At 54.2% G+C, this 21,697-nt stretch carries 19 protein-coding genes; 3 read left to right on the forward strand and 16 right to left on the reverse strand.

What is annotated here, in order from left to right; genetic code table 11:
* Positions 1 to 63: 63 nt before the first annotated feature.
* From glnB to purL, 5 genes are all read right to left on the reverse strand, one after another.
* Positions 64 to 402 carry a nitrogen regulatory protein P-II gene (gene glnB / locus FHD02_RS13155; RefSeq protein ID WP_000717694.1) on the reverse strand — a complete coding sequence of 113 codons (339 nt, stop codon included), beginning with the start codon at positions 400 to 402 and terminating at the stop codon, positions 64 to 66.
* Between the two features lie 60 nt (positions 403 to 462).
* Positions 463 to 1,797 (reverse strand): two-component system response regulator GlrR, encoded by a 1,335-nt coding sequence (gene glrR, locus FHD02_RS13160; protein WP_304701307.1) that lies wholly within the window; start codon positions 1,795 to 1,797, stop codon positions 463 to 465.
* A complete protein-coding gene (gene qseG / locus FHD02_RS13165) occupies positions 1,797 to 2,540 on the reverse strand; it encodes a two-component system QseEF-associated lipoprotein QseG (RefSeq protein ID WP_220393950.1) in 744 nt (247 codons plus the stop codon). The genes glrR and qseG overlap by 1 nt, the downstream gene beginning before the upstream one ends.
* 22 nt (positions 2,541 to 2,562) lie before the next feature.
* Positions 2,563 to 3,993 carry a two component system sensor histidine kinase QseE/GlrK gene (gene qseE, locus FHD02_RS13170; protein WP_220393955.1) on the reverse strand — a complete coding sequence of 477 codons (1,431 nt, stop codon included), beginning with the start codon at positions 3,991 to 3,993 and terminating at the stop codon, positions 2,563 to 2,565.
* A 580-nt stretch (positions 3,994 to 4,573) separates the two neighbouring features.
* Complete coding sequence (gene purL, locus FHD02_RS13175) at positions 4,574 to 8,461, reverse strand: phosphoribosylformylglycinamidine synthase (RefSeq protein ID WP_220393951.1); 3,888 nt, start codon at positions 8,459 to 8,461, stop codon at positions 4,574 to 4,576.
* Positions 8,462 to 8,718: 257 nt separating this feature from the next.
* On the opposite strand from purL, the gene mltF reads away from it, so the two are divergent.
* A complete protein-coding gene (gene mltF / locus FHD02_RS13180) occupies positions 8,719 to 10,269 on the forward strand; it encodes a membrane-bound lytic murein transglycosylase MltF (RefSeq protein ID WP_042306672.1) in 1,551 nt (516 codons plus the stop codon).
* A 40-nt stretch (positions 10,270 to 10,309) separates the two neighbouring features.
* On the opposite strand, the gene tadA is transcribed toward mltF, so the two are convergent.
* From tadA to murQ, 4 genes are read right to left on the reverse strand one after another with little or no spacing between them, the layout of a single operon-like run.
* Positions 10,310 to 10,807, reverse strand: coding sequence for a tRNA adenosine(34) deaminase TadA (gene tadA / locus FHD02_RS13185; protein ID WP_137371292.1), 498 nt, complete (start codon positions 10,805 to 10,807; stop codon positions 10,310 to 10,312).
* Between the two features lie 57 nt (positions 10,808 to 10,864).
* Positions 10,865 to 11,500, reverse strand: coding sequence for a phosphatidylglycerophosphatase C (yfhb, locus tag FHD02_RS13190; protein WP_137371291.1), 636 nt, complete (start codon positions 11,498 to 11,500; stop codon positions 10,865 to 10,867).
* A 3-nt stretch (positions 11,501 to 11,503) separates the two neighbouring features.
* A complete protein-coding gene (locus tag FHD02_RS13195) occupies positions 11,504 to 12,868 on the reverse strand; it encodes a PTS transporter subunit EIIC (RefSeq protein ID WP_137349366.1) in 1,365 nt (454 codons plus the stop codon).
* Between the two features lie 9 nt (positions 12,869 to 12,877).
* A complete protein-coding gene (gene murQ, locus FHD02_RS13200) occupies positions 12,878 to 13,771 on the reverse strand; it encodes an N-acetylmuramic acid 6-phosphate etherase (RefSeq protein ID WP_079223086.1) in 894 nt (297 codons plus the stop codon).
* 117 nt (positions 13,772 to 13,888) lie between these two features.
* On the opposite strand from murQ, the gene FHD02_RS13205 reads away from it, so the two are divergent.
* Positions 13,889 to 14,737, forward strand: a complete 849-nt coding sequence (locus FHD02_RS13205; RefSeq protein ID WP_042306662.1) for a MurR/RpiR family transcriptional regulator — start codon at positions 13,889 to 13,891, stop codon at positions 14,735 to 14,737.
* A 55-nt stretch (positions 14,738 to 14,792) separates the two neighbouring features.
* The gene (locus FHD02_RS13210; protein WP_038642696.1) at positions 14,793 to 15,053 is read left to right on the forward strand and encodes a YfhL family 4Fe-4S dicluster ferredoxin; all 261 of its coding nucleotides are present in this window, start codon (positions 14,793 to 14,795) and stop codon (positions 15,051 to 15,053) included.
* Here the strand turns inward: FHD02_RS13210 and acpS are convergent.
* The 7 genes from acpS to lepA all read right to left on the reverse strand — a co-directional run bounded on the left by acpS (position 15,050) and on the right by lepA (position 21,677).
* A complete protein-coding gene (gene acpS / locus FHD02_RS13215; RefSeq protein ID WP_137360552.1) occupies positions 15,050 to 15,430 on the reverse strand; it encodes a holo-ACP synthase in 381 nt (126 codons plus the stop codon). The two genes, FHD02_RS13210 and acpS, sit on opposite strands and share 4 nt — an antisense overlap.
* A complete protein-coding gene (pdxJ, locus tag FHD02_RS13220; RefSeq protein ID WP_003838383.1) occupies positions 15,430 to 16,161 on the reverse strand; it encodes a pyridoxine 5'-phosphate synthase in 732 nt (243 codons plus the stop codon). Before pdxJ ends, acpS begins: the two co-directional genes overlap by 1 nt.
* Positions 16,162 to 16,172: 11 nt before the next feature.
* Entirely contained in the window at positions 16,173 to 16,901 is a 729-nt protein-coding gene (gene recO, locus FHD02_RS13225) for a DNA repair protein RecO (protein WP_042306658.1), read from the reverse strand.
* A gap of 134 nt (positions 16,902 to 17,035) precedes the next feature.
* Positions 17,036 to 17,941, reverse strand: a complete 906-nt coding sequence (gene era / locus FHD02_RS13230; protein WP_110497136.1) for a GTPase Era — start codon at positions 17,939 to 17,941, stop codon at positions 17,036 to 17,038.
* On the reverse strand, positions 17,938 to 18,618 hold the full coding sequence (rnc, locus tag FHD02_RS13235) for a ribonuclease III (protein ID WP_003037579.1): 681 nt from the start codon (positions 18,616 to 18,618) through the stop codon (positions 17,938 to 17,940). Before rnc ends, era begins: the two co-directional genes overlap by 4 nt.
* 269 nt (positions 18,619 to 18,887) lie before the next feature.
* Positions 18,888 to 19,862: a signal peptidase I gene (gene lepB, locus FHD02_RS13240; protein ID WP_038642704.1), complete on the reverse strand. Its 975-nt coding sequence runs from the start codon at positions 19,860 to 19,862 to the stop codon at positions 18,888 to 18,890.
* Between the two features lie 15 nt (positions 19,863 to 19,877).
* Positions 19,878 to 21,677, reverse strand: coding sequence for a translation elongation factor 4 (gene lepA, locus FHD02_RS13245; protein WP_038642706.1), 1,800 nt, complete (start codon positions 21,675 to 21,677; stop codon positions 19,878 to 19,880).
* Positions 21,678 to 21,697 lie beyond the last annotated feature (20 nt).

The raw sequence follows: 21,697 nt of genomic DNA on the forward strand, positions 1-21,697 counted from the left end.
CGGCCTACGGGGTGTTGTAGGTCGGATAAGGTGACACCGCCCATCCGGCAAGCATGACGCGGCTTAGATTGCCGCGTCGTCTTCTTCACCGGTACGAATACGAATAACACGCGCCACGTCGAAAACAAAAATCTTACCGTCACCGATTTTACCGGTCTGCGCGGTACGAATAATGGTGTCAACGCAGGTATCGACGATGTCGTCGGGAACCACAATTTCAATTTTTACCTTCGGCAGAAAATCCACCATGTATTCCGCACCACGGTACAACTCGGTATGGCCTTTCTGGCGGCCAAACCCTTTCACTTCTGTCACTGTCATACCGGTAATGCCGACTTCAGCCAGCGCTTCACGGACGTCGTCCAGCTTGAAAGGTTTAATAATCGCATCAATCTTTTTCATGCTATTCCTTGAAAAGGTCGCCTGTCTTTTGATCGAATAAAACTAACATAATCCGCAGATTTATTCTTTGAAATCGTTTGCATCCAGCTCATGGCGAGAGAGCAACTTGTAGAATTCGGTGCGGTTGCGCCCCGCCATTCGCGCCGCGTGGGTCACATTGCCTTTTGTGATTTGCAGCAGCTTGCGCAGGTAGTTGAGTTCAAACTGATTGCGCGCTTCAACAAACGTCGGCAGCGCGGTGTTCTCCCCTTCCAGGGCCTGCTCCACCAGCGCATCGCTGATCACCGGCGAAGAGGTCAAGGCCACGCACTGCTCGATCACGTTGACCAACTGACGCACGTTGCCCGGCCAACTGGCGGTCATCAAGCGCTTCATGGCGTCGGTAGAAAAGGCGCGCACAAACGGCTTATGCCGTTCTGCAGACTGACGCAGCAGATGGTTTGCCAGCAACGGAATATCTTCCGTACGCTCGGCCAGCGCCGGGATCTTCAGGCTTACCACGTTGAGGCGATAATACAAATCTTCGCGAAACTCGCCCCGCGCCATCGCTTTCGGCAGGTCGCGGTGGGTAGCGGATATAATGCGCACATCAATGTCGATATCGCGGTTACTGCCCAGCGGCCTAACCTTGCGCTCCTGTAAAACGCGCAGCAATTTGACCTGTAACGGCGCGGGCATATCGCCAATCTCATCAAGAAACAGCGTCCCGCCTTCCGCCGCCTGAAACAGGCCCTCACGATTGCTTACCGCCCCGGTAAAGGCACCGCGCGCATGGCCAAACAGTTCGGACTCCAGCAGTTGTTCCGGTAACGCGCCACAGTTAATGGCAATAAAAGGCTTGTGACTACGCGGGCTGGCATTATGAATCGCCTGGGCAAACACCTCTTTCCCGGTTCCGCTCTGACCGTTAATCAATACGCTAACATCTGATTGCGCGACCATCCGCGCCTGTTCTAACAAACGCAGCATCAGCGGACTGCGGGTGACGATGGACTCACGCCAGCTGTCATCCGTGGCTGGCGCAGACTGTTCCAATGCGCCATCAATCGCCTGGTATAACGCGTCTTTATCAACTGGCTTGGTGAGAAAACTGAAAACCCCTTGCTGCGTCGCGGCAACGGCGTCAGGGATGGAACCGTGAGCAGTGAGGATAATAACCGGCATTCCAGGCTGCACTTTCTGGATTTCAGTAAACAGCTGCATGCCGTCCATTTCATCCATGCGCAGGTCACTGATAACCAGATCCACTTTTTCGCGGTTCAGCACCCGTAACCCTTCCTGCCCACTTTCTGCGGTTACGACGCTGTAGCCTTCGCTGGTCAGTCGCATACCGAGCAATTTCAACAGGCCCGGATCGTCATCCACCAGCAGCAGATGTGCGGGCTTACGGCTTATCATGGTGTGACCTCATCGGCAGATGGCGCAGTGCCATCCTCGTTATCAGGCGTGGTGAGTTTATCATTTCCGTGCGGCGCGTCAGGATTGTAGCTGCCGGCAGGTTTGCGCGTGGAAAGCTGACGTTCTATATCAGTCAGATTCTCCAGCTTACGGGTCGTGAGATCGAGCTGGGACTGCAAATGCTGCTGCTGTTGACGCAGCGTGTCCAGATCGCTGTCCGATGTTTGCTGGAGTTTACTGTAGCGCATACGCTCTTCGGCAAGCTGTAATTGTAGCGTTTGGTTGCTGAGCCAGACCTGATACAGGGGTCTGACTTGCGGCGGAATTTGTGGACTTAATGCCTCGAGGCGCGAAACAGCTTCCCGCCTTTCAGGTGGCGTAATGTTAGCGTTATCCAGCAGAATCCCGCGTCTGAAAGCCCCCTGCCAGGTATCTGGCATCATCATACTGGCTTCACTGCGCGCCTGCACCGGCATCAGGCGATTGGCGCAATCCATGGCCCGCAGCCAGTACAGTGGATTAGTCTCTGTGGGCTGGCCCGCCAGTGACCAGATATCCGTACACTCGGTTGCAAGATAGTCCGCCAGTTGGTAAGGCGGGATTTTCTCCTGCGAGGGATCGCCGGTAACATGATTCACCGCATTCGGCACGCACCCGGCCAGCGCCAGACACGGCAGGCTCATAAGCATGACTCGACGGAAAAAATGTCGTTTAAGCATTCGGACAACAACGTGTGGCATACTCACCAGACTTAGGTTTATTTTAGTGATTTTTTGCAGCAGATAGCGGCAATTCTATGCGAAAGCAAACACTTTGCGCATAGTCATCAACCAGATACAGTTTGCCTCGCATACGGCGGATGCAATCTCTGGCAATGCTCAGCCCCAACCCGCTTCCTTTTACCGCCCCTTTTCGCTGATGGCTACCCTGGAAAAAAGGCTCGAAGATCATGGTCTGTTCTGCTTCTGGGATCGGTGTGCCGGTATTCATTACATCGATGTATACCGTTGAGCCATGCAAACTGCTGCGGATCCAAATGTTACCGGATTCAGCACCATAGTGCACCGCATTGGAATAAAGATTGTCCAGCACGCTCATCAACAGCATCGGTTCTGCCAGGCAGGTGTACACCGCAAGCGCAACATCAGTATGTATCATTTTGGCGCGAGCGGGCAGGCTATGCGCAGAAACAACGCTTTCCACCAGCGGCGCGATTTCCACACTGTCAAGTTCCACCTCGTCATCAGCCAGCTTGCGGTTGTAATCAAGAAGCTGCTCAATCAGTTTTTGCAGGTTACGGCTGCTGTCATCCAGAATACCGACCACCTCTTTTTGCTCCGGCGTTAGCGGTCCCACAACCTGATCGGCCAGCAACTCCGTCCCTTCGCGCATACTCGCCAGCGGCGTTTTCAGCTCATGGGAAAGATGACGTAAAAACTGATGCCGTTGCGACTCAAGCCAGGAAAGACGTTCGCTCAACCAGATAATGCGCTGACTGACAGACCTCAGCTCACGCGGCCCGGTAAATAATACGCTGTCGCCCAGTGAACGCCCTTCCCCCAGCCGATTGATCATCCTTTCTATGCCTTTCACCGGGCCGATAATCATGCGAGTGAACAGCAGTACCATCGCCAGACTGACGAGAAACAGCACCAGCGCCTGCCAGCCAAAGAACTGCCCACGTTCGGCAATTTCCTGCTGTAGCTGCTGGCCACGAGAAAAGACCACGGTGCGCGTTGCTTGTACCATCTCGGTATTGGCATTGGCGAACGCTTCCAGCCGGGCTGCCGCTACGCTATCTGGACCGCTGTTATTGCACTGTAATTGCGCGAGGTCGTTGAGATCCTGACGTAATGCCTGATAAAGCTTGGTATCCGGCAACACGCCCGCATGCGCATCCAGCATGTCGCTATAGCGTTTACGCTGACTCTGGTAGACCTTTGCCAACGTTGAATCATCAAGCACACAATACTGCCGGTAGCTACGCTCCATCTCCAGCGCTGCGTTGGTCATCGCCTCACTGCGTCTGGCGTCAATCAGCGTGGTGCGGTTCGTCAGCGCCGCCTGCGCGCTCAAAGCATTCAGGCTTTGCCACGCCTGCCAGGCCAGAACTAACAACGGCAGCAGAATCAGCAAGAATGCCAACATAACCAATTGACGTAAAGATCGGGGGAAAACTGACCAGCGCTTCAAGGCGTTACTCTCATTGGACAGGAATAACTTGATGCTAACTGAGGGGAACGCCAGATACAACAAAGCCGGGATTAACCCGGCTTTGTTGTGGAATAAGGCGGTGCCTAACTCGACGTTTCGCCCGGAGGTTGATATGAGCCATGCTAATATCAGATGTTGGACGGCAGGCACCTTGTTGTGCGTCATTCGAAGTTTATGTAGCGCTTCCCGAAGGGGCTGACATAAGAAGGTGAATGAGCCACTGGTTAATATTATGCAGTATCTGTGCCAATATTCAAAACACTTTGTTAACACAATGATAGATATGAAAAATATCGTTATTCACGTTAAAAATGGTTCTGCCGTTTTTTTGCACTTCCTGTCGCCAATCAGCAACACCTGTAGCACATAAAAACAAAACCATTTTAAATCAAATAGTTAAACGTCTCTTTTTGGCGACAGCCTACTCCCACCTATGTCGGGGTTTCCCGACACTTTAATTTTGCGGTGCAAGCGCTGAGTTTATTGCCGGATGGCGGCGTACAGAGAGACAGGCAAAAAAAGCCCCTCACGAAGAGGGGCTTTATGGCTATCAGGCTAATTAACCGAGCTGTTTACGCGCGTTACGGAAAATACGCATCCACGGGCTGTCCTCGCCCCAGTTTTCCGGGTGCCAGGAGTTAGCCACCGTGCGGAACACACGTTCCGGGTGCGGCATCATAATGGTGACGCGGCCATTTTCAGTGGTAACGGCAGTAATACCGTTCGGTGAACCGTTCGGGTTAGCCGGGTAGGTTTCGGTCACCTTACCGAAGTTATCAACGTAGCGCAGCGCCACCAGGCCTTTGCTCTCAAGCTGAGCCAGATGCGCGTCGTCACGCACTTCCACACGGCCTTCACCGTGAGAAACGGCAATCGGCATCATTGATCCAACCATATCGCTGAGCAGTAAAGATGGGCTTTGCGTCACTTCGACCAGGCTGAAGCGGGCTTCAAAACGATCGGAGTGGTTACGCACAAAGCGCGGCCACAGGTCGCTGCCCGGGATCAGCTCGCGCAGGTTAGACATCATCTGACAACCGTTACACACCCCAAGCGCCAGCGTTTGCGGACGATGGAAGAAGGTTTCAAACTCGTCACGTACACGGTTGTTGAACAGAATCGACTTCGCCCAGCCCTCCCCGGCGCCAAGCACATCACCGTAAGAGAAGCCGCCGCAGGCTACCAACGCCTGGAAATTCCCCAGACCGATACGCCCGCCCAGCAGATCGCTCATGTGTACGTCGATAGCATCGAAGCCCGCACGGTGGAAAGCTGCCGCCATCTCGACGTGGGAGTTCACCCCCTGCTCGCGCAGTACAGCGACTTTTGGACGTGCGCCGGTGGCGATATACGGCGCGGCAACATCGTCATTGATATCGAACGTCAGTTTAACGTTGAGGCCTGGATCGGCGTCGTTGGTTTTAGCGTCGTGTTCCTGATCGGCGCATTCCGGGTTGTCGCGCAGACGCTGCATCTGCCAGGTGGTTTCTGCCCACCACATACGCAGGGTGGTACGGCTTTCGCTGAACACAGACTGTCCATTAGCGGAGAGAGTGAAGCGGTCGCCTTCGACGGCTTTGCCGAGGTAGTGTACGCAGTCTGCCAGGCCGTTGGCCGCCAGAATGGCTTCCACCGCATCACGGTCAGCGGCGCGAACCTGGATCACCGCGCCCAGTTCTTCGTTAAACAGCGCTGCCAGAAGATCGTCGCCCAGGGTGCTGATATCAGCCTCAATACCACAGTGCCCGGTGAAAGCCATTTCCGCCAGCGTCACCAGCAAGCCACCGTCGGAGCGGTCGTGGTAGGCCAGCAGCTTGCGCTGTGCGACCACCGCCTGAATGGCGTCGTAGAAGCCTTTCAACTGCGCCACGTCACGTACGTCGGCCGGTTTGTCGCCCAGTTGACGGTAAACCTGCGCCAGCGCCGTTGCGCCCAGTGCGTTGTGGCCCAGACCAAGGTCAATTAACAACAGGGCATTATCTTCAGTAGAGAGCTGTGGAGTAATAGTGTGACGCACATCTTCCACGCGGGCAAAAGCGGTGATCACCAGCGACAACGGCGAGGTCATTTCTCGCTGCTCGTTGCCTTCCTGCCAGCGGGTTTTCATCGACATCGAGTCTTTACCTACCGGAATAGTCAGGCCAAGCGCCGGACACAATTCTTCCCCGACGGCTTTTACCGCTTCGTATAGCCCAGCATCTTCACCCGGGTGACCCGCGGCCGCCATCCAGTTTGCGGAGAGTTTAATGCGTTTGATGTCGCCAATCTGCGTTGCCGCGATGTTAGTCAGCGCTTCACCTACAGCCAGACGGGCAGAAGCTGCGAAGTCCAGCAGAGCGACTGGCGCACGTTCGCCGATAGACATCGCTTCACCATAGTAGCTATCAAGGCTGGCGGTGGTCACGGCACAGTTAGCCACGGGGATCTGCCACGGCCCGACCATCTGGTCACGCGCCACCATACCGGTAACGGTACGGTCGCCGATGGTTACGAGAAACGTTTTCTCAGCGACCGTCGGCAGGTGCAGTACGCGGTTCACCGCATCTGCAATCGAGATTTCGCCACGATTCAGGGCATCGCCCTTAGCTTTCAGCGTCTGCACGTCGCGGGTCATCTTCGGCGTTTTGCCCAGCAGCACGTCCAGCGGCATATCGATCGGCTGATTGTCGAAGTGGCTGTCGCTCAGGGTCAGATGCTGCTCTTCGGTGGCTTCGCCAATCACCGCGTACGGCGCGCGCTCACGCTTACACAGCTCGTCAAACAGCGGCAACTGGTCAGCGGCAATCGCCAGCACGTAGCGCTCCTGAGATTCGTTACACCAGATTTCCAGCGGGCTCATACCCGGCTCGTCGCTGAGGATATCGCGCAACTGGAATTTACCGCCGCGACCGCCATCGCTGACCAGCTCCGGCATGGCGTTAGACAAACCGCCCGCACCGACGTCGTGAATAAACAGAATCGGGTTGGCATCGCCCATCTGCCAGCAGCGGTCGATAACTTCCTGACAGCGGCGTTCCATTTCCGGGTTATCGCGTTGTACGGAGGCGAAGTCGAGGTCGGCATCAGACTGACCAGAGGCCATAGAGGACGCGGCCCCGCCGCCGAGGCCGATGTTCATCGCCGGGCCGCCGAGAACGATCAGCTTCGCGCCGACGACGATCTCGCCTTTCTGCACGTGATCGGCACGGATGTTGCCGATCCCGCCCGCCAGCATAATCGGTTTGTGGTAGCCGCGCAGCTCTTCACCGTTGTGGCTGTTAACCTTCTCTTCGTAGGTACGGAAGTAGCCGGTCAGCGCCGGGCGACCAAATTCGTTGTTGAACGCCGCACCGCCCAGCGGGCCATCGGTCATGATATCCAGCGCGGTAACGATACGTTCCGGTTTGCCGAAATCTTCTTCCCACGGCTGTTCGAAGCCAGGAATACGCAGGTTGGAAACAGAGAAGCCCACCAGCCCGGCTTTCGGCTTCGCGCCGCGCCCGGTAGCGCCTTCATCACGAATTTCACCGCCGGATCCGGTTGCCGCGCCCGGCCATGGAGAGATGGCGGTTGGGTGGTTATGGGTTTCTACCTTCATCAGGATATGGGCTGGCTCCTGATGGAAATCGTAGCGACCGGTTTCGTGGTCGGCAAAGTAACGTCCGACTTCAGAACCTTCCATCACCGCAGCGTTGTCTTTATAGGCAGACAGCACGTGGTCCGGCGTGGTTTCAAAGGTATTTTTGATCATCTTAAACAGCGACTTCGGCTGCTGTTTACCGTCGATAACCCAGTCGGCGTTAAAAATCTTGTGGCGGCAGTGCTCAGAGTTAGCCTGCGCAAACATATACAATTCGATGTCGTTCGGGTTGCGCCCCAGTTTGCTGAACGCATCCTGCAGATAGTCGATTTCGTCTTCCGCCAGCGCCAGACCCAGACGCAGGTTAGCGTCGATCAGCGCCTGGCGTCCCTCACCCAGCAGATCGACGCTGGAGACCGGCGCAGGCTGGTGATGCGCAAACAGTTTTTCGGCATCGTTTAGCGCAGAGAAAACCGTTTCCATCATGCGGTCGTGCAGTACGTCGGCAACCTCCTGCCACTGCTCCGCAGTCAGCGTAGAAGCTTCGACATAATAAGCAACGCCACGTTCCAGGCGGCTAATCTGTTGTAGGCCGCAATTATGGGCAATATCAGTCGCTTTAGAAGACCACGGGGAGATGGTGCCCGGACGAGGGGTAACCAGCAGCAGTTTGCCCTCAGGAGCGTGACTGTGAAGAGCTGGACCATATTTCAGCAGGCGTGCAAGCTGTGCGTGCTCATCCTCATTCAATGGTGCGTTCAGATCGGCAAAATGGACGTACTCGGCGTAAATATTGTGGACCTGGAGGTTGGCAGCCTGAAAACGTGCCAGCAGTTTGTTAATACGGAATGCAGACAGTGCAGGTGAACCACGCAGAATTTCCATCATAAGTCTCTCGTCTTCTAAGCTTTCGGTGTGCCCAAGTGGGGGAAACGGGCGGTATTATAAAGAATCTACCGCGCCGACGAAACCGTTTGCGTCGAAATAAAATCGCGGTCTCGTCTTATCATCAAATGCGGTCTGTATTCTGAATAAGTTGCCAACTGACGCAAGTTTAAGCAAAATGCCGCTCATTAATGACGATTTCACTTCTTAAACAACACCACAGCAGGCAGAGACAACGTACGGTTCAGAGAATTAACTAATTGAAAAAATTAAAGATTAATTATCTGTTCATCGGCATATTAACGCTGTTGTTGGCAGCGGCCCTCTGGCCATCCATTCCTTGGTTCGGTAAAGCCGAAAATCGTATCGCCGCCATTCAGTCGCGGGGAGAACTGCGCGTCAGTACCATTGACTCGCCATTAACTTATGCAACCCTCAACGGGAAAAAATTCGGTCTGGATTATGAACTGGCCCAGGCGTTCGCCAACTACTTAGGCGTGAAGTTAAAAATCACCGTGCGCCAGAACATCAGCCAGCTGTTTGACGACCTGGATAACGGGGATGCAGATCTGTTAGCCGCAGGTCTGGTGTATAACAGCGAGCGGGTGAAAAATTACCAGCCCGGCCCGACCTATTATTCGGTTTCACAACAGTTAGTGTATCGGGTCGGGCAATATCGCCCCCGAACCCTGGCCACCGTGAACGATAACCAACTGACCATCGCCCCGGGGCACGTGGTGGTTAACGACCTCCAGCAGCTAAAAGAGAAAAAATTTCCCGATCTGAGCTGGAAAGTGGATGACAAAAAGGGCACCACTGAACTGCTGGATGATGTTATCGCCGGTAAGCTGGATTACACCATTGCCGATTCCGTCGCCATCAGCCTGTACCAACGCGTACACCCTGAGCTGGCCGTCGCGCTGGACGTCTCCGACGAACAACCGGTGACCTGGTTTAGTCGACTGGACGATGACAACACTCTGTCCGCCGCCTTGTTGGATTTCTTTAATTCCATGAATGAAGATGGCTCTCTGGCGCGACTGGAAGAGAAATACCTCGGGCATGGCGATGATTTTGACTATGTCGACACCCGCACCTTTTTGCGCGCCGTCGATAGCGTGTTGCCAGACCTTAAGCCGCTATTTGAAAAATATGCGCAAGAAATAGACTGGCGGCTGCTTGCCGCAATCTCGTATCAGGAGTCGCACTGGGACGCGCAGGCCACCTCCCCGACCGGCGTACGCGGGCTGATGATGTTGACCAAAAATACCGCCCAGAGCCTCGGGCTGACTGACCGTACCGATGCAGAACAGAGCATCAGCGGCGGCGCGCGTTATTTGCAGGATATGATGAGTAAAGTGCCGGATACTGTCCCGGAGGGAGAACGGATCTGGTTTGCGCTTGCCGCCTACAATATGGGTTATGCGCATATGCTGGACGCACGGGCGCTGACGGTCAAAACCAAAGGCAATCCGAATAGCTGGTCCGATGTAAAACAGCGGCTACCGCTGCTCAGTCAAAAGCCGTATTACAACAAGCTGACCTATGGTTATGCGCGTGGTCATGAAGCCTACGCCTATGTGGAAAATATCCGTAAATACCAGATAAGCCTGGTGGGATATCTGCAAGAAAAAGAAAAGCAGGCGCAGGAAAAGCAGCAGCTGGCGCAGGATTACCCGGCGGTGTCGCCCGCGGAGTTATTAAGTAAAGAGAAATTCCCGCTTTCCGCGTTTCTGTCTCAGACGTCGTCAAACTACCTGACGCACTCCCCTTCTCTGCTGTTTTCAGCGCAAAAGAAAGAGGAAAAGTAGTCTTATCGGCCTGATAAACATCAGGCAATCAGACCGGCATTTACGCATTGGCAGATTTTTTCAGGGCTTTAATTTCCTGACGACGCATACGAAAGAAATCGCTGAGCAGCGTGGCGCATTCATCCCGCAGGATTCCCTCTGTCACTTCAACCCGATGATTCATTCCAGGGTGATGTAGCACGTCAATTAATGAACCCGCCGCCCCCGTTTTCGCATCGCGCGCGCCAAACACCACCCGGCCGATACGACTGTGCACCATCGCGCCAGCGCACATCACGCACGGCTCCAGAGTGACGTACAACGTGGCATCCAACAGACGGTAATTTTGCAGCACCAGGCCGCCCTGACGCAGCGCCATAATTTCAGCATGGGCCGTGGGATCATGGTGACCAATCGGTCGGTTCCAGCCTTCGCCAATGACGCGGTTATTATGCACTAATACCGCGCCCACCGGGACTTCACGCTCATCCCAGGCGCGCTTAGCCAGCGTTAAAGCATGACGCATCCAGTATTCGTGGCAAAATTCAACTTCAGACAAAGGGGGTAACTCCAGTAATCAAAGCGGGCGCATTATACACAGACGCTATCGTTTACTCTATTCGAGTTGTTGCAGTTCCCCACGCGGCGTGACGCGCCAGCGATGCTGACAAAAAGAGAGCAGCGGGTTGTCCTGCTTACTGTCGCTATAACCACTATAAAGTTGCAGCGGCGTGCCAATCTGGCGTTCCAGCTGTGTCACTTTCTCATGCCCCAGACAGCGCAGAGGCAGCACCCAGCCACCGTATCCCCGCGCCATTTTACTGGCGATCAGATTGACGCGCGGTAGCCACGGAGTATCAAAGTAAACCTGCTCCACCAGCGACTGTGGGGAACCGGTGATAAGCCAGATGTCGGCGTCAGAACTCAACAGATAAGTGGTCAGCCGCTGCTGTACGAGCGGAAACGCCGTCACGTTATCGCGAAACCAACGTACAAAATCGGCCTGGTGCGCTTTCAGACGCGCCTCGCTACGACCAAAAGTGCATCCCCACAACAGCAGACTCATTGGCCAGCGGGCCGCGCGTCCTTTTATCAACAACGCCAGCGCAATCACCGGTAACAGAGGCAGCACAAGCAGCACGTTCAGCGGCTGGCGGCGCAGCAGATAACGAATAAAACTCCCGAACATATCCTGCTGATGTAACGTGCCATCCAAATCAAAAAAGACAACGCGGCGCTGGTGATTGGTCAAGCTTTATTCCTCTGGATCGTTGAACCCCAATAGCCAGGTAAACAGAAACCCGGCAATAACTGCTACCAGATAGCCTAACAGATAGAGCATCACTTTTCCGGTAACAATCGTTAATGCCAGCGGTAATCCTGAGATACCAAAGGTGATAACCGTCGCCACTTTCCAGTAGCTTATCAGCGCCCCGCCTACCGCTCCGCCAAGACAGGCACCGATAAAAGGCTTACCCAACGGCAGCGTAACGCCAAAAATCAGCGGTTCGCCAATCCCCAATAATCCAACCGGCAACGCCCCTTTGATCACCTTTTTTAGTCGTGCGTTGCGGGTTTTCATCAGCACCGCAATCGCAGCACCGATTTGCCCAACACCCGCCATTGCAAGGATTGGGAAGAGCGCGTTATAACCGTGCGCCTGCACCAGTTCGACGTGGATAGGCACTAATCCCTGATGAAGCCCGGTGAGCACCAGCGGCAGGAAGGTTCCCGCCAGTATAGCGCCGACCAGAAAACCGCCGCGATCGATAGCCCAGGATGCGCCGTGAGCGATAGATTCGGAAATCCAACCGCCCAACGGTTGCAGCGCCACTATCGCAATAGCCCCGGTAATAATGGTGGTCAGCAGTGGGTTAAGGATCAGCTCCAGTGATTCCGGCAGCAGTTCACGGAATTTGCGTTCGATCCAGCACATCAACGCTACCACCAACAGCACGGCGATTACCCCGCCGCGCCCCGGCTGCAACGTTTCGCCAAACAGGGTAATTTGCGCCAGTTGCGGGCTGGAGAGGATCCCCGCCATCACTCCGCCCATCGCCAGAGAACCGCCGAAGACTTTAGCGGTATTGACCCCGACCAGAATATTCATAATGGCAAACACGGCGCTGCCAAATATGCCCATCAGTCCAAGTAAATTCGGATAGTGGGTCGCAAAATCCCCGACGATATCCGGCCGCTTAAGGATGTTAATAATGCCGGTAATTAAACCGGAGGCGATAAACGCCGGAATAAGAGGGATAAAGACGTTCGCCAGCTTACGCAACGCATCGCTCATCGGCGCTTTGTATTTCGCTTTAGCCGCTGACTTCGTGCGCTCGATATCATGTACATCGGTGCGCTCGCCGTCATCGGCAATCAGGGAGCGCATAGCATCCACCACCCTGGCGGCTTTACCGGGGCCGACGATGATCTGGTGTTGCGCGCCCTGCTTCACGTAGCCGCTGACGCCGGACAGTTGCTTGAGCCGGGATACATCGAGCTGACCCTCATCCCGGACTTCCACCCTGACACGGGTCATACAGTTTTCCAGGCGCAGAATATTTTTCTCTCCGCCAACGCCCAGCAGAATGTCGCTGGCCAGCACCGCCGTCTTATCCATATACACCTCTTAGTGTTCTAACGCCGCGCGTAAAAAACCCTGGTGAGCGGCAAGCTTTTCGCGGGCGGCAGCGGCGTCCAGGCCGGTGAGCGCCATTAAAATGGCGGGTTTAACCTCAAAGTCAGTCTGCTTTAACAGCGCTTGCGCCTGCTCACGCGCAATACCAGTGGCTTCAACCACCATGCGACACGCCCGATCGACCAGTTTGACGTTGGTGGCCTGCATATCCACCATCAGGTTCTGATACACCTTGCCAAACTTCACCATCGCACCGGTGGAGATCATATTGAGCACCAGTTTTTGCGCGGTGCCGGATTTCAGTCGAGTAGACCCCGTCAGGGCCTCCGGCCCCACCACGGGGGAGATGGCAATATCCGCTTCATGCGCGATAGGAGAGTCCGGATTGCAGGAAATGGCCACCGTCGTACAGCCTACCGTCCGGGCATATTTCAGCCCGCCAATCACATACGGCGTACGACCTGAAGCCGCCAGACCAACCACCAGATCCTCTGTGGTAAGGTTGATCGTACGCAGATCGTCTTCACCTAACTGCGGGTTATCTTCCGCACCTTCAACCGCCTTCAGTAACGCGCCCGGTCCTCCGGCTATCAGGCCAACCACCAGACCGTGCGGTACGCCGAAAGTCGGTGGGCATTCAGACGCATCCAGAACCCCAAGACGCCCACTGGTACCCGCGCCCATGTATATAATGCGTCCGCCCGCTTTAAGCGCATCAGCCGCCGCATCGACCGCTAGCGCAACTTCAGGAAGAGTGGCTTTTACTGCTTCTGCTACCAGCGTATCCTGTTGATTAAAACGATGAACCAACTCCAGCGTGGAGAGCGCATCAAGATCCATGGTCTGAGGATTACGGGTTTCTGAAACTAATGCACCGAGATTCATTTTTTGGTCCTTAGGAATTTTTAATTCATAATAATCTGTCATAATGGAATATTATATTCATCCAGGCGAGTGAAATTTTGTTTTGTAATCGCCATCACGTTTTCGCCAGGAGACAGCATGAACTGTTTAATTCGCATTCGTCAGCGTTACCCGGATCTCGCGCAAAGCGATAAAAAACTTGCGGATTATCTCCTCGCTCAGCCGGATACCGCGCGTCATCTCAGCTCACAGCAGTTGGCTTTTGAAGCGGGCGTCAGCCAGTCCAGCGTGGTGAAGTTCGCGCAAAAATTAGGCTTTAAAGGATTTCCGGCACTCAAACTGGCGATTAGCGAAGCGCTGGCCAGCAATCCCAACCCCCATTCTGTTCCGGTGCATAATCAGATCCGAGGTGATGACCCTATGCGTCTGGTGGGTGAAAAGCTGATTAAGGAGAACGTGGCGGCGATGCATGCGACGCTGGATATTAACAGCGAAGAAAAACTGTTGGAGAGCGTCACGATGCTGCGCTCTGCCCGACGTATTATTCTGACCGGTATTGGCGCATCGGGTCTGGTAGCGCAGAATTTTGCCTGGAAGCTGTTGAAGATTGGTTTTAACGCGGTGGTTGAACGCGATATGCACGCGCTGCTGGCGACGGTGCAGGCGCTTTCGCCAGGCGATCTACTGCTGGCTATTTCGTACACCGGTGAACGCCGCGAGCTTAATCTGGCGGCAGATGAAACGCTGCGTACCGGGGCCAAAATTCTCGCCATCACCGGATTTACGCCCAATGCCCTGCAGCAACGCGCAAGTCATTGTCTGTATACGATTGCCGAGGAGCAGGCCACGCGCAGCGCCGCGATCTCCTCCACCCATGCGCAAATGATGCTCACCGATTTACTGTTTATGGCACTGGTGCAGCAGGATCTGGAGCATGCTCCGGAACGCATTCGTCACAGCGAAGCGCTGGTAAAAAAACTGGTCTGAGCAAAGAATGCGCGTATAATGCCCGCCCGATTTGTGATGTTTTGAGAGTTTCCTGATGGCCCTGTTAATCACTAAAAAATGTATCAATTGCGATATGTGCGAACCTGAATGCCCGAATGAGGCGATTTCGATGGGTGACAGCATTTACGAGATTAACAGTGACAAATGTACGGAATGCGTAGGCCATTATGACACGCCAACCTGCCAGAAGGTGTGCCCGATCCCCAATACTATTTTGAAAGATCCGGCACATTTAGAGAGTGAAGAGCAGTTGTGGGATAAATTCGTCCAGATGCATCACGCGGACAAAATCTAACTTTCAATAATCACCGTGGCGCAGGCGTAGTGACGCTCATCGGCCAGCGTCACATGCATATGTGCGACGCCGAGTTTTTCCGCCAGGCTTAACGCCTCCCCCCATAACCGCAGACGCGGCTTACCGAGTTCATCGTTAAAGACCTCGAACTGGTTAAACGCCAGGCCGTTGCGAATACCCGTACCAAAGGCTTTTGCTGCTGCCTCTTTAACCGCAAAACGCTTTGCCAGAAAACGCACCGGCTGCTGATGCGTTTCCCAGATTGCCCATTCGTTGTCGCTGAGCACGCGTCTTGCCAGACGGTCACCGGAGCGGGAGATCACCGCTTCAATGCGGGCAATCTCCACGATATCCGTACCTAATCCCAAAATCGCCATTAACCACGCGCTTCCAGCATCAGGCGTTTCATTTCTACTACCGCGTCTTTCAGACCGCTCATCACTGCGCGTCCGATAATGGCATGACCGATGTTCAGTTCGTGCATTTCCGGGATCCGCGCGATGGCCTTAACGTTGTGATACGTCAGACCGTGACCCGCATTCACCTTCAGGCCAAGGCTTGCGGCAAAAGTTGCCGCTTTCGCAATACGCGCCAGTTCGCTGGCCTGTTCCGCGTCAGTTTTCGCATCAGCGTAACAGCCGGTGTGAATTTCAATAAACGGCGCGCCAACTTCAGCAGCGGCTTTGATCTGTTCTTCATCGGCATCGATAAACAGTGAAACCAGGATGCCGGCATCCGCCAGGCGTTTACAGGCGTCACGCATCTTGTCGCGTTGACCGGCGACATCCAGACCACCTTCAGTGGTAACTTCCTGGCGCTTTTCCGGCACCAGGCAGCAAAAATGCGGCTTAGTCTCAACGGCAATCGCCAGCATCTCTTCGGTTACCGCCATTTCCAGATTCATACGCGTATCCAGCGTCTGACGCAGAATACGCACGTCTCTGTCGGTGATATGGCGACGGTCTTCACGCAGATGCACAGTAATGCCGTCTGCGCCCGCCTGTTCAACGATAAACGCCGCCTGAACCGGGTCCGGGTATGCGGTGCCGCGAGCATTACGTAAAGTGGCAATGTGGTCAATGTTGACGCCTAACAGTAATTCAGCCATGACAATCCTCGTTAATCATTTTTAATTTTTACTGCGCGTTTTGGCATAAATTGCCGGAACAGTTCCCGGCTTTTTAACGGCTTACCACCAAGATACGGCTTTAACGCCATGCGGGTAAAGCGTTTCGCAGCGCGAAGCGTATCAACATCCGGAAATTCACGCGACTCAAGCGCTTTCAGATGGCGTCCGGTAAAGGTGGCGTTATCAATCACGACGCTTGCGATAAATCCTTTCTCTTCCCGATAACGATAGGTCATGGTGTCATCTACCGGCTCGCCGCTGCCCGCGCAGTGGGTAAAATCCACGCCGTAACCCAGATGACCGAGTAAAGCCAGTTCAAAGCGGCGTAGGGCGGGTTCGGGCGACCCCGTCGCGCCTGCCAGCGCCTGAATACAGTTCAGGTAGTCGAAAAAGAGTTCAGAAAAGCGAGTCTCGTATTCAAGCACGCGCGAGATAAGCTCGTTGATATACAGGCCGCTGTATAACGTAATACCGCTTAGAGGGAGTGCCAGAGAGACGGCTTCGGCGCTACGCAAGGTTTTGACCTCACCACGCCCACCAAAGCGAAGCAGTAACGGAGTAAAAGGCTGGAGTGCGCCTTTGAGATTAGAACGTTTGGAACGCGCGCCTTTGGCAACAAGGCGCACGCGGCCCGATTCTTCCGTGAAGACGTCCAGCACGAGGCTGGTTTCGCTCCACGGGCGGCTGTGCAGGACAAAAGCGCGTTGCCATCCTTCCATCATAATACTCGTCGTCTTTCAAGTTGCAGGTGCGTTGGCTGCGCCCGTTCACCCCAGTCACTTACGAGAGTAAGCTCCCGGGGATTCACGGACTTGCCGCCTTCCTGCACCTCGAAAGCCATAGAGTATTAAAACTACTGGTCGTCGCCGTAACCGAGGCTGCGCAGCGCGCGTTCGTCATCGGCCCAGCCGGATTTCACTTTCACCCACAGTTCGAGGTGAACAGGCGCTTCGAACATTTCCTGCATGTCTTTACGCGCTTCAATACCGATGGTTTTAATTTTGGCCCCTTTGTTGCCAATCACCATCTTCTTCTGCCCTTCACGTTCGACAAGGATCAGACCGTTGATATCGTAGCCGCCGCGCTCGTTAGAAATAAAACGCTCAATCTCAACGGTGACGGAATACGGCAGTTCAGCGCCCAGAAAACGCATCAGCTTCTCACGGATGATTTCAGAGGCCATAAAGCGCTGAGAACGATCGGTGATGTAATCTTCCGGGAAGTGATGAATTGCTTCCGGCAGATGCTTACGTACGATACCCGCAATGGTATCAACATTCAGACCGGTCTCGGCAGAGATCGGCACGATGTCGAGAAAGTTCATCTGGCTGGCCAGGAACTGCAGGTGCGGCAGCAGATCGGCTTTTTCCTGAACGTTATCGACTTTGTTCACCGCCAGAATTACCGGGGCTTTACCATCACGCAGCTTGTTGAGCACCATTTCGTCGTCCGGCGTCCAGCGAGTGCCTTCCACAACGAAAATCACCAGCTCAACATCACCAATCGAGCTGCTCGCCGCCTTGTTCATCAAGCGGTTAATGGCACGTTTTTCTTCCATATGCAGGCCCGGGGTATCAACATAAATCGCCTGATACGCGCCTTCGGTATGGATGCCAACAATACGGTGACGAGTTGTCTGAGCCTTACGAGAGGTAATAGAAATCTTCTGCCCAAGCAGATTATTCAACAAGGTGGATTTGCCAACGTTCGGGCGGCCGACGATGGCAATAAATCCGCAGTAAGTTTTATCGATGCTCATTCCAGCTCCAGTTTTTTCAACGCCTGTTCGGCGGCAGCCTGCTCAGCCTTACGACGGCTCGAACCTGTGCCAACCACCGGTTCACTCAGGCCGCTGACCTGGCAGTGGATAGTAAATTCTTGATCGTGAGCTTCACCACGGACCTGCACCACCAGATAGGACGGCAGCGGCAGGTGGCGACCCTGCAAATATTCCTGCAGGCGCGTTTTCGGATCTTTTTGTTTGTCGCCTGGGCTAATTTCATCCAGACGGGTTTGATACCAATTTAGGATCAGTTGCTCAACGGTTTGAATATCGCTGTCGAGGAAGACGCCGCCGATCAAAGCTTCAACGGTGTCCGCCAGGATCGACTCACGACGGAAACCGCCGCTTTTCAGCTCGCCTGGTCCCAAACGTAAACATTCACCGAGGTCAAACTCACGGGCTAATTCTGCCAGCGTATTACCGCGAACCAGCGTCGCGCGCATGCGGCTCATATCACCTTCATCCACACGCGGGAAACGGTGATATAACGCATTAGCAATGACAAAGCTCAAAATAGAGTCGCCTAAAAATTCTAAACGCTCGTTATGTTTGCTGCTGGCGCTACGGTGAGTTAATGCCTGCTGCAACAGCTCCTGATGATTAAAAGTGTAGCCCAGCTTCCGTTGAAGCCGATTAATTACGATGGGGTTCATGCGATACCAATAAATGAATGCGTCAACAATTCAGCACACGAAACAGACCTGATATACGCCATTCATTTAGCCATCTGGCATCGTCTGAATGCTTTTGTATACAAACCAACGCTGTTTCGTGTGCCGTGGCAACCTGTCGGTGCCAACCTAAAACTTCGGGGGAATATTCTATACACAACGACAAGGGATGTCGTTAGTCTGCGGGAATTTATCCGAGAAATAATTCACGCTGTCGCCTTAGTGACGACAACGTGAACGATAATTAGCAATTAATGAATACCGCCAATACGGCTTAAACGCACGCCGGTCGGCCATTCACCCTCTTGCTTGTCGAAGCTCATCCAGATTGCAGTCGCTTTACCCACCAGATTCGCTTCCGGCACAAATCCCCAGTAACGGCTGTCCGCGCTATTGTCACGGTTATCACCCATCATGAAGTAGTGTCCCGGTGGGACGATCCAGGTCGCTAGCTGCTGGCCAGGCTGACGGTAGTACATCCCTACCTGATCCTGCGCGATTGGCACGGTCAAAATGCGGTGCGTTACCTCACCGAGCGTTTCTTTACGTTCGGTGAGGCGAATACCGTTCTCTTTCGTTTCGTTCAACGGAACTTCAAAGAAACCGCTGGTCGCTTCCCCGCCGTTACGACGAGCAAAGGTCTGCACAAAATCACTGGGCTGAACATCAGAGTAGGTTACCGGCAGCGCATTTTCACACGCCTGACCGGAGCTGCAACCAGGCTGAATAGTCACCTCTTTTGCCACCGGATCGTACGTCACTTTGTCTCCCGGTAAACCGACAGCGCGTTTGATGTAGTCCAGGCGCGGATCTTCCGGGTATTTAAACACCACGATATCACCGCGTTTCGGATGGCCGGTTTCGATCAACGTTTTCTGGTAAATCGGATCTTTAATCCCGTAGGCGAATTTCTCCACCAGAATAAAGTCGCCAATCAACAGCGTCGGCATCATCGAACCTGACGGGATCTGGAACGGTTCATAAATAAACGAACGCACCACCAGCACGATAGCTAATACCGGGAAAACGGATGCGCCCGTTTCCAGCCAGCCCGGCTTAGGGGCCACTTTTTTCAGCGTTGCTTTATCCAGTGAATCACCTGCAGCAGCTTGTGCTGCTGCCTGACGCTCCCGGCGTTTTGGCGCGAAAATGAATTTATCTACGCACCATAAAATGCCCGTCACTAGTGTGGCAATCACCAGAATCAGGGCAAACATGTTCGCCATGCCAACTCCTTAAGATTATTTGCTGTCTTTACCGACATGCAGAATGGCGAGGAACGCTTCCTGCGGCAGTTCGACGTTACCGATCTGCTTCATGCGCTTTTTACCCTCTTTCTGTTTTTGCAGCAGCTTTTTCTTACGGCTGATATCGCCACCGTAGCATTTCGCCAGAACGTTTTTACGCAGTTGCTTCACCGTTGAACGTGCGATGATGTGCGTGCCGATGGCCGCCTGGATCGCGATATCAAACTGCTGGCGCGGGATCAGATCTTTCATCTTTTCGACCAGCTCACGGCCACGGCTCTGGGAGTTGTCGCGGTGAGTGATCAGCGCCAGCGCATCAACACGTTCGTTGTTGATGAGGACATCAACACGCACCATGTCAGACGCCTGGAAGCGTTTGAAGTTATAGTCCAGCGACGCATAGCCGCGGGAGGTCGACTTCAGGCGGTCGAAGAAGTCGAGTACCACTTCCGCCATCGGAATTTCATAGGTCAGCGCGACCTGGTTACCGTGATAAACCATGTTGGTCTGTACGCCACGTTTCTCGATACACAGCGTGATGACGTTACCAAGGTACGCCTGCGGCAGCAGCATGTGACACTCGGCGATCGGCTCGCGCAGTTCGTAGATGTTGTTCAGCGGCGGCAGCTTGGACGGGCTATCGACGTAGATTGTCTCCTTCGCCGTGGTTTCCACTTCGTAAACTACGGTCGGCGCGGTAGTGATCAGATCCAGATCGTATTCACGTTCCAGACGTTCCTGAATGATCTCCATGTGCAACAGGCCGAGGAAGCCGCAGCGGAAGCCAAAGCCCAGCGCGGTTGAGCTTTCCGGCTCATAGAACAAGGAAGCGTCGTTCAGGCTCAGCTTGCCGAGCGCATCACGGAAGTTTTCGTAATCGTCAGAGCTGACCGGGAACAGACCGGCATAAACCTGCGGTTTCACCTTCTTGAAACCTGGTAGCGCTTTCTCTGCCGGGTTACGCGCAGACGTTAAGGTATCACCCACCGGGGCGCCAAGGATGTCTTTAATCGCACAAACCAACCAACCTACCTCGCCGCATTTCAGCTCGGTACGGTCAACCTGTTTTGGCGTGAAGATGCCCAGACGGTCGGCGTTGTAAACCTGACCGGTGCTCATCACTTTAATTTTGTCACCTTTACGCATGGTGCCGTTTTTAATACGCACCAGCGAAACCACGCCCAGGTAATTATCGAACCAGGAGTCGATAATCAGCGCCTGCAACGGGCCTTCCGGATCACCTTCCGGCGGCGGAATGTCGCGCACCAGACGTTCAAGAACGTCGGTCACACCTACGCCAGTTTTCGCCGAGCAGCGTACTGCGTCGGTGGCGTCGATACCGACGATATCTTCAATTTCTTCCGCTACGCGCTCAGGGTCAGCGGCCGGCAGGTCAATTTTGTTCAGTACCGGCACCACTTCCAGATCCATTTCCATGGCGGTGTAGCAGTTGGCCAGCGTTTGCGCTTCTACACCCTGCCCGGCGTCAACCACCAGCAGTGCGCCTTCACAGGCGGCAAGCGAGCGGGAAACTTCATATGAGAAGTCGACGTGGCCCGGGGTGTCGATAAAGTTAAGCTGATAGGTTTCACCATCAGATGCTTTGAAATCGAGCGTCACGCTCTGCGCTTTGATAGTAATACCGCGCTCACGCTCAAGATCCATCGAGTCGAGAACCTGCGCTTCCATTTCACGGTCAGACAGGCCACCGCAGATCTGGATAATACGGTCAGACAGCGTCGATTTACCGTGGTCGATGTGAGCTATGATTGAAAAGTTACGTATGTTCTTCATATAGAGTAATTATTGTGCCT

This window comes from Citrobacter sp. EC_71, assembly GCF_019584005.1.
Lineage (GTDB): Bacteria > Pseudomonadota > Gammaproteobacteria > Enterobacterales > Enterobacteriaceae > Citrobacter > Citrobacter werkmanii.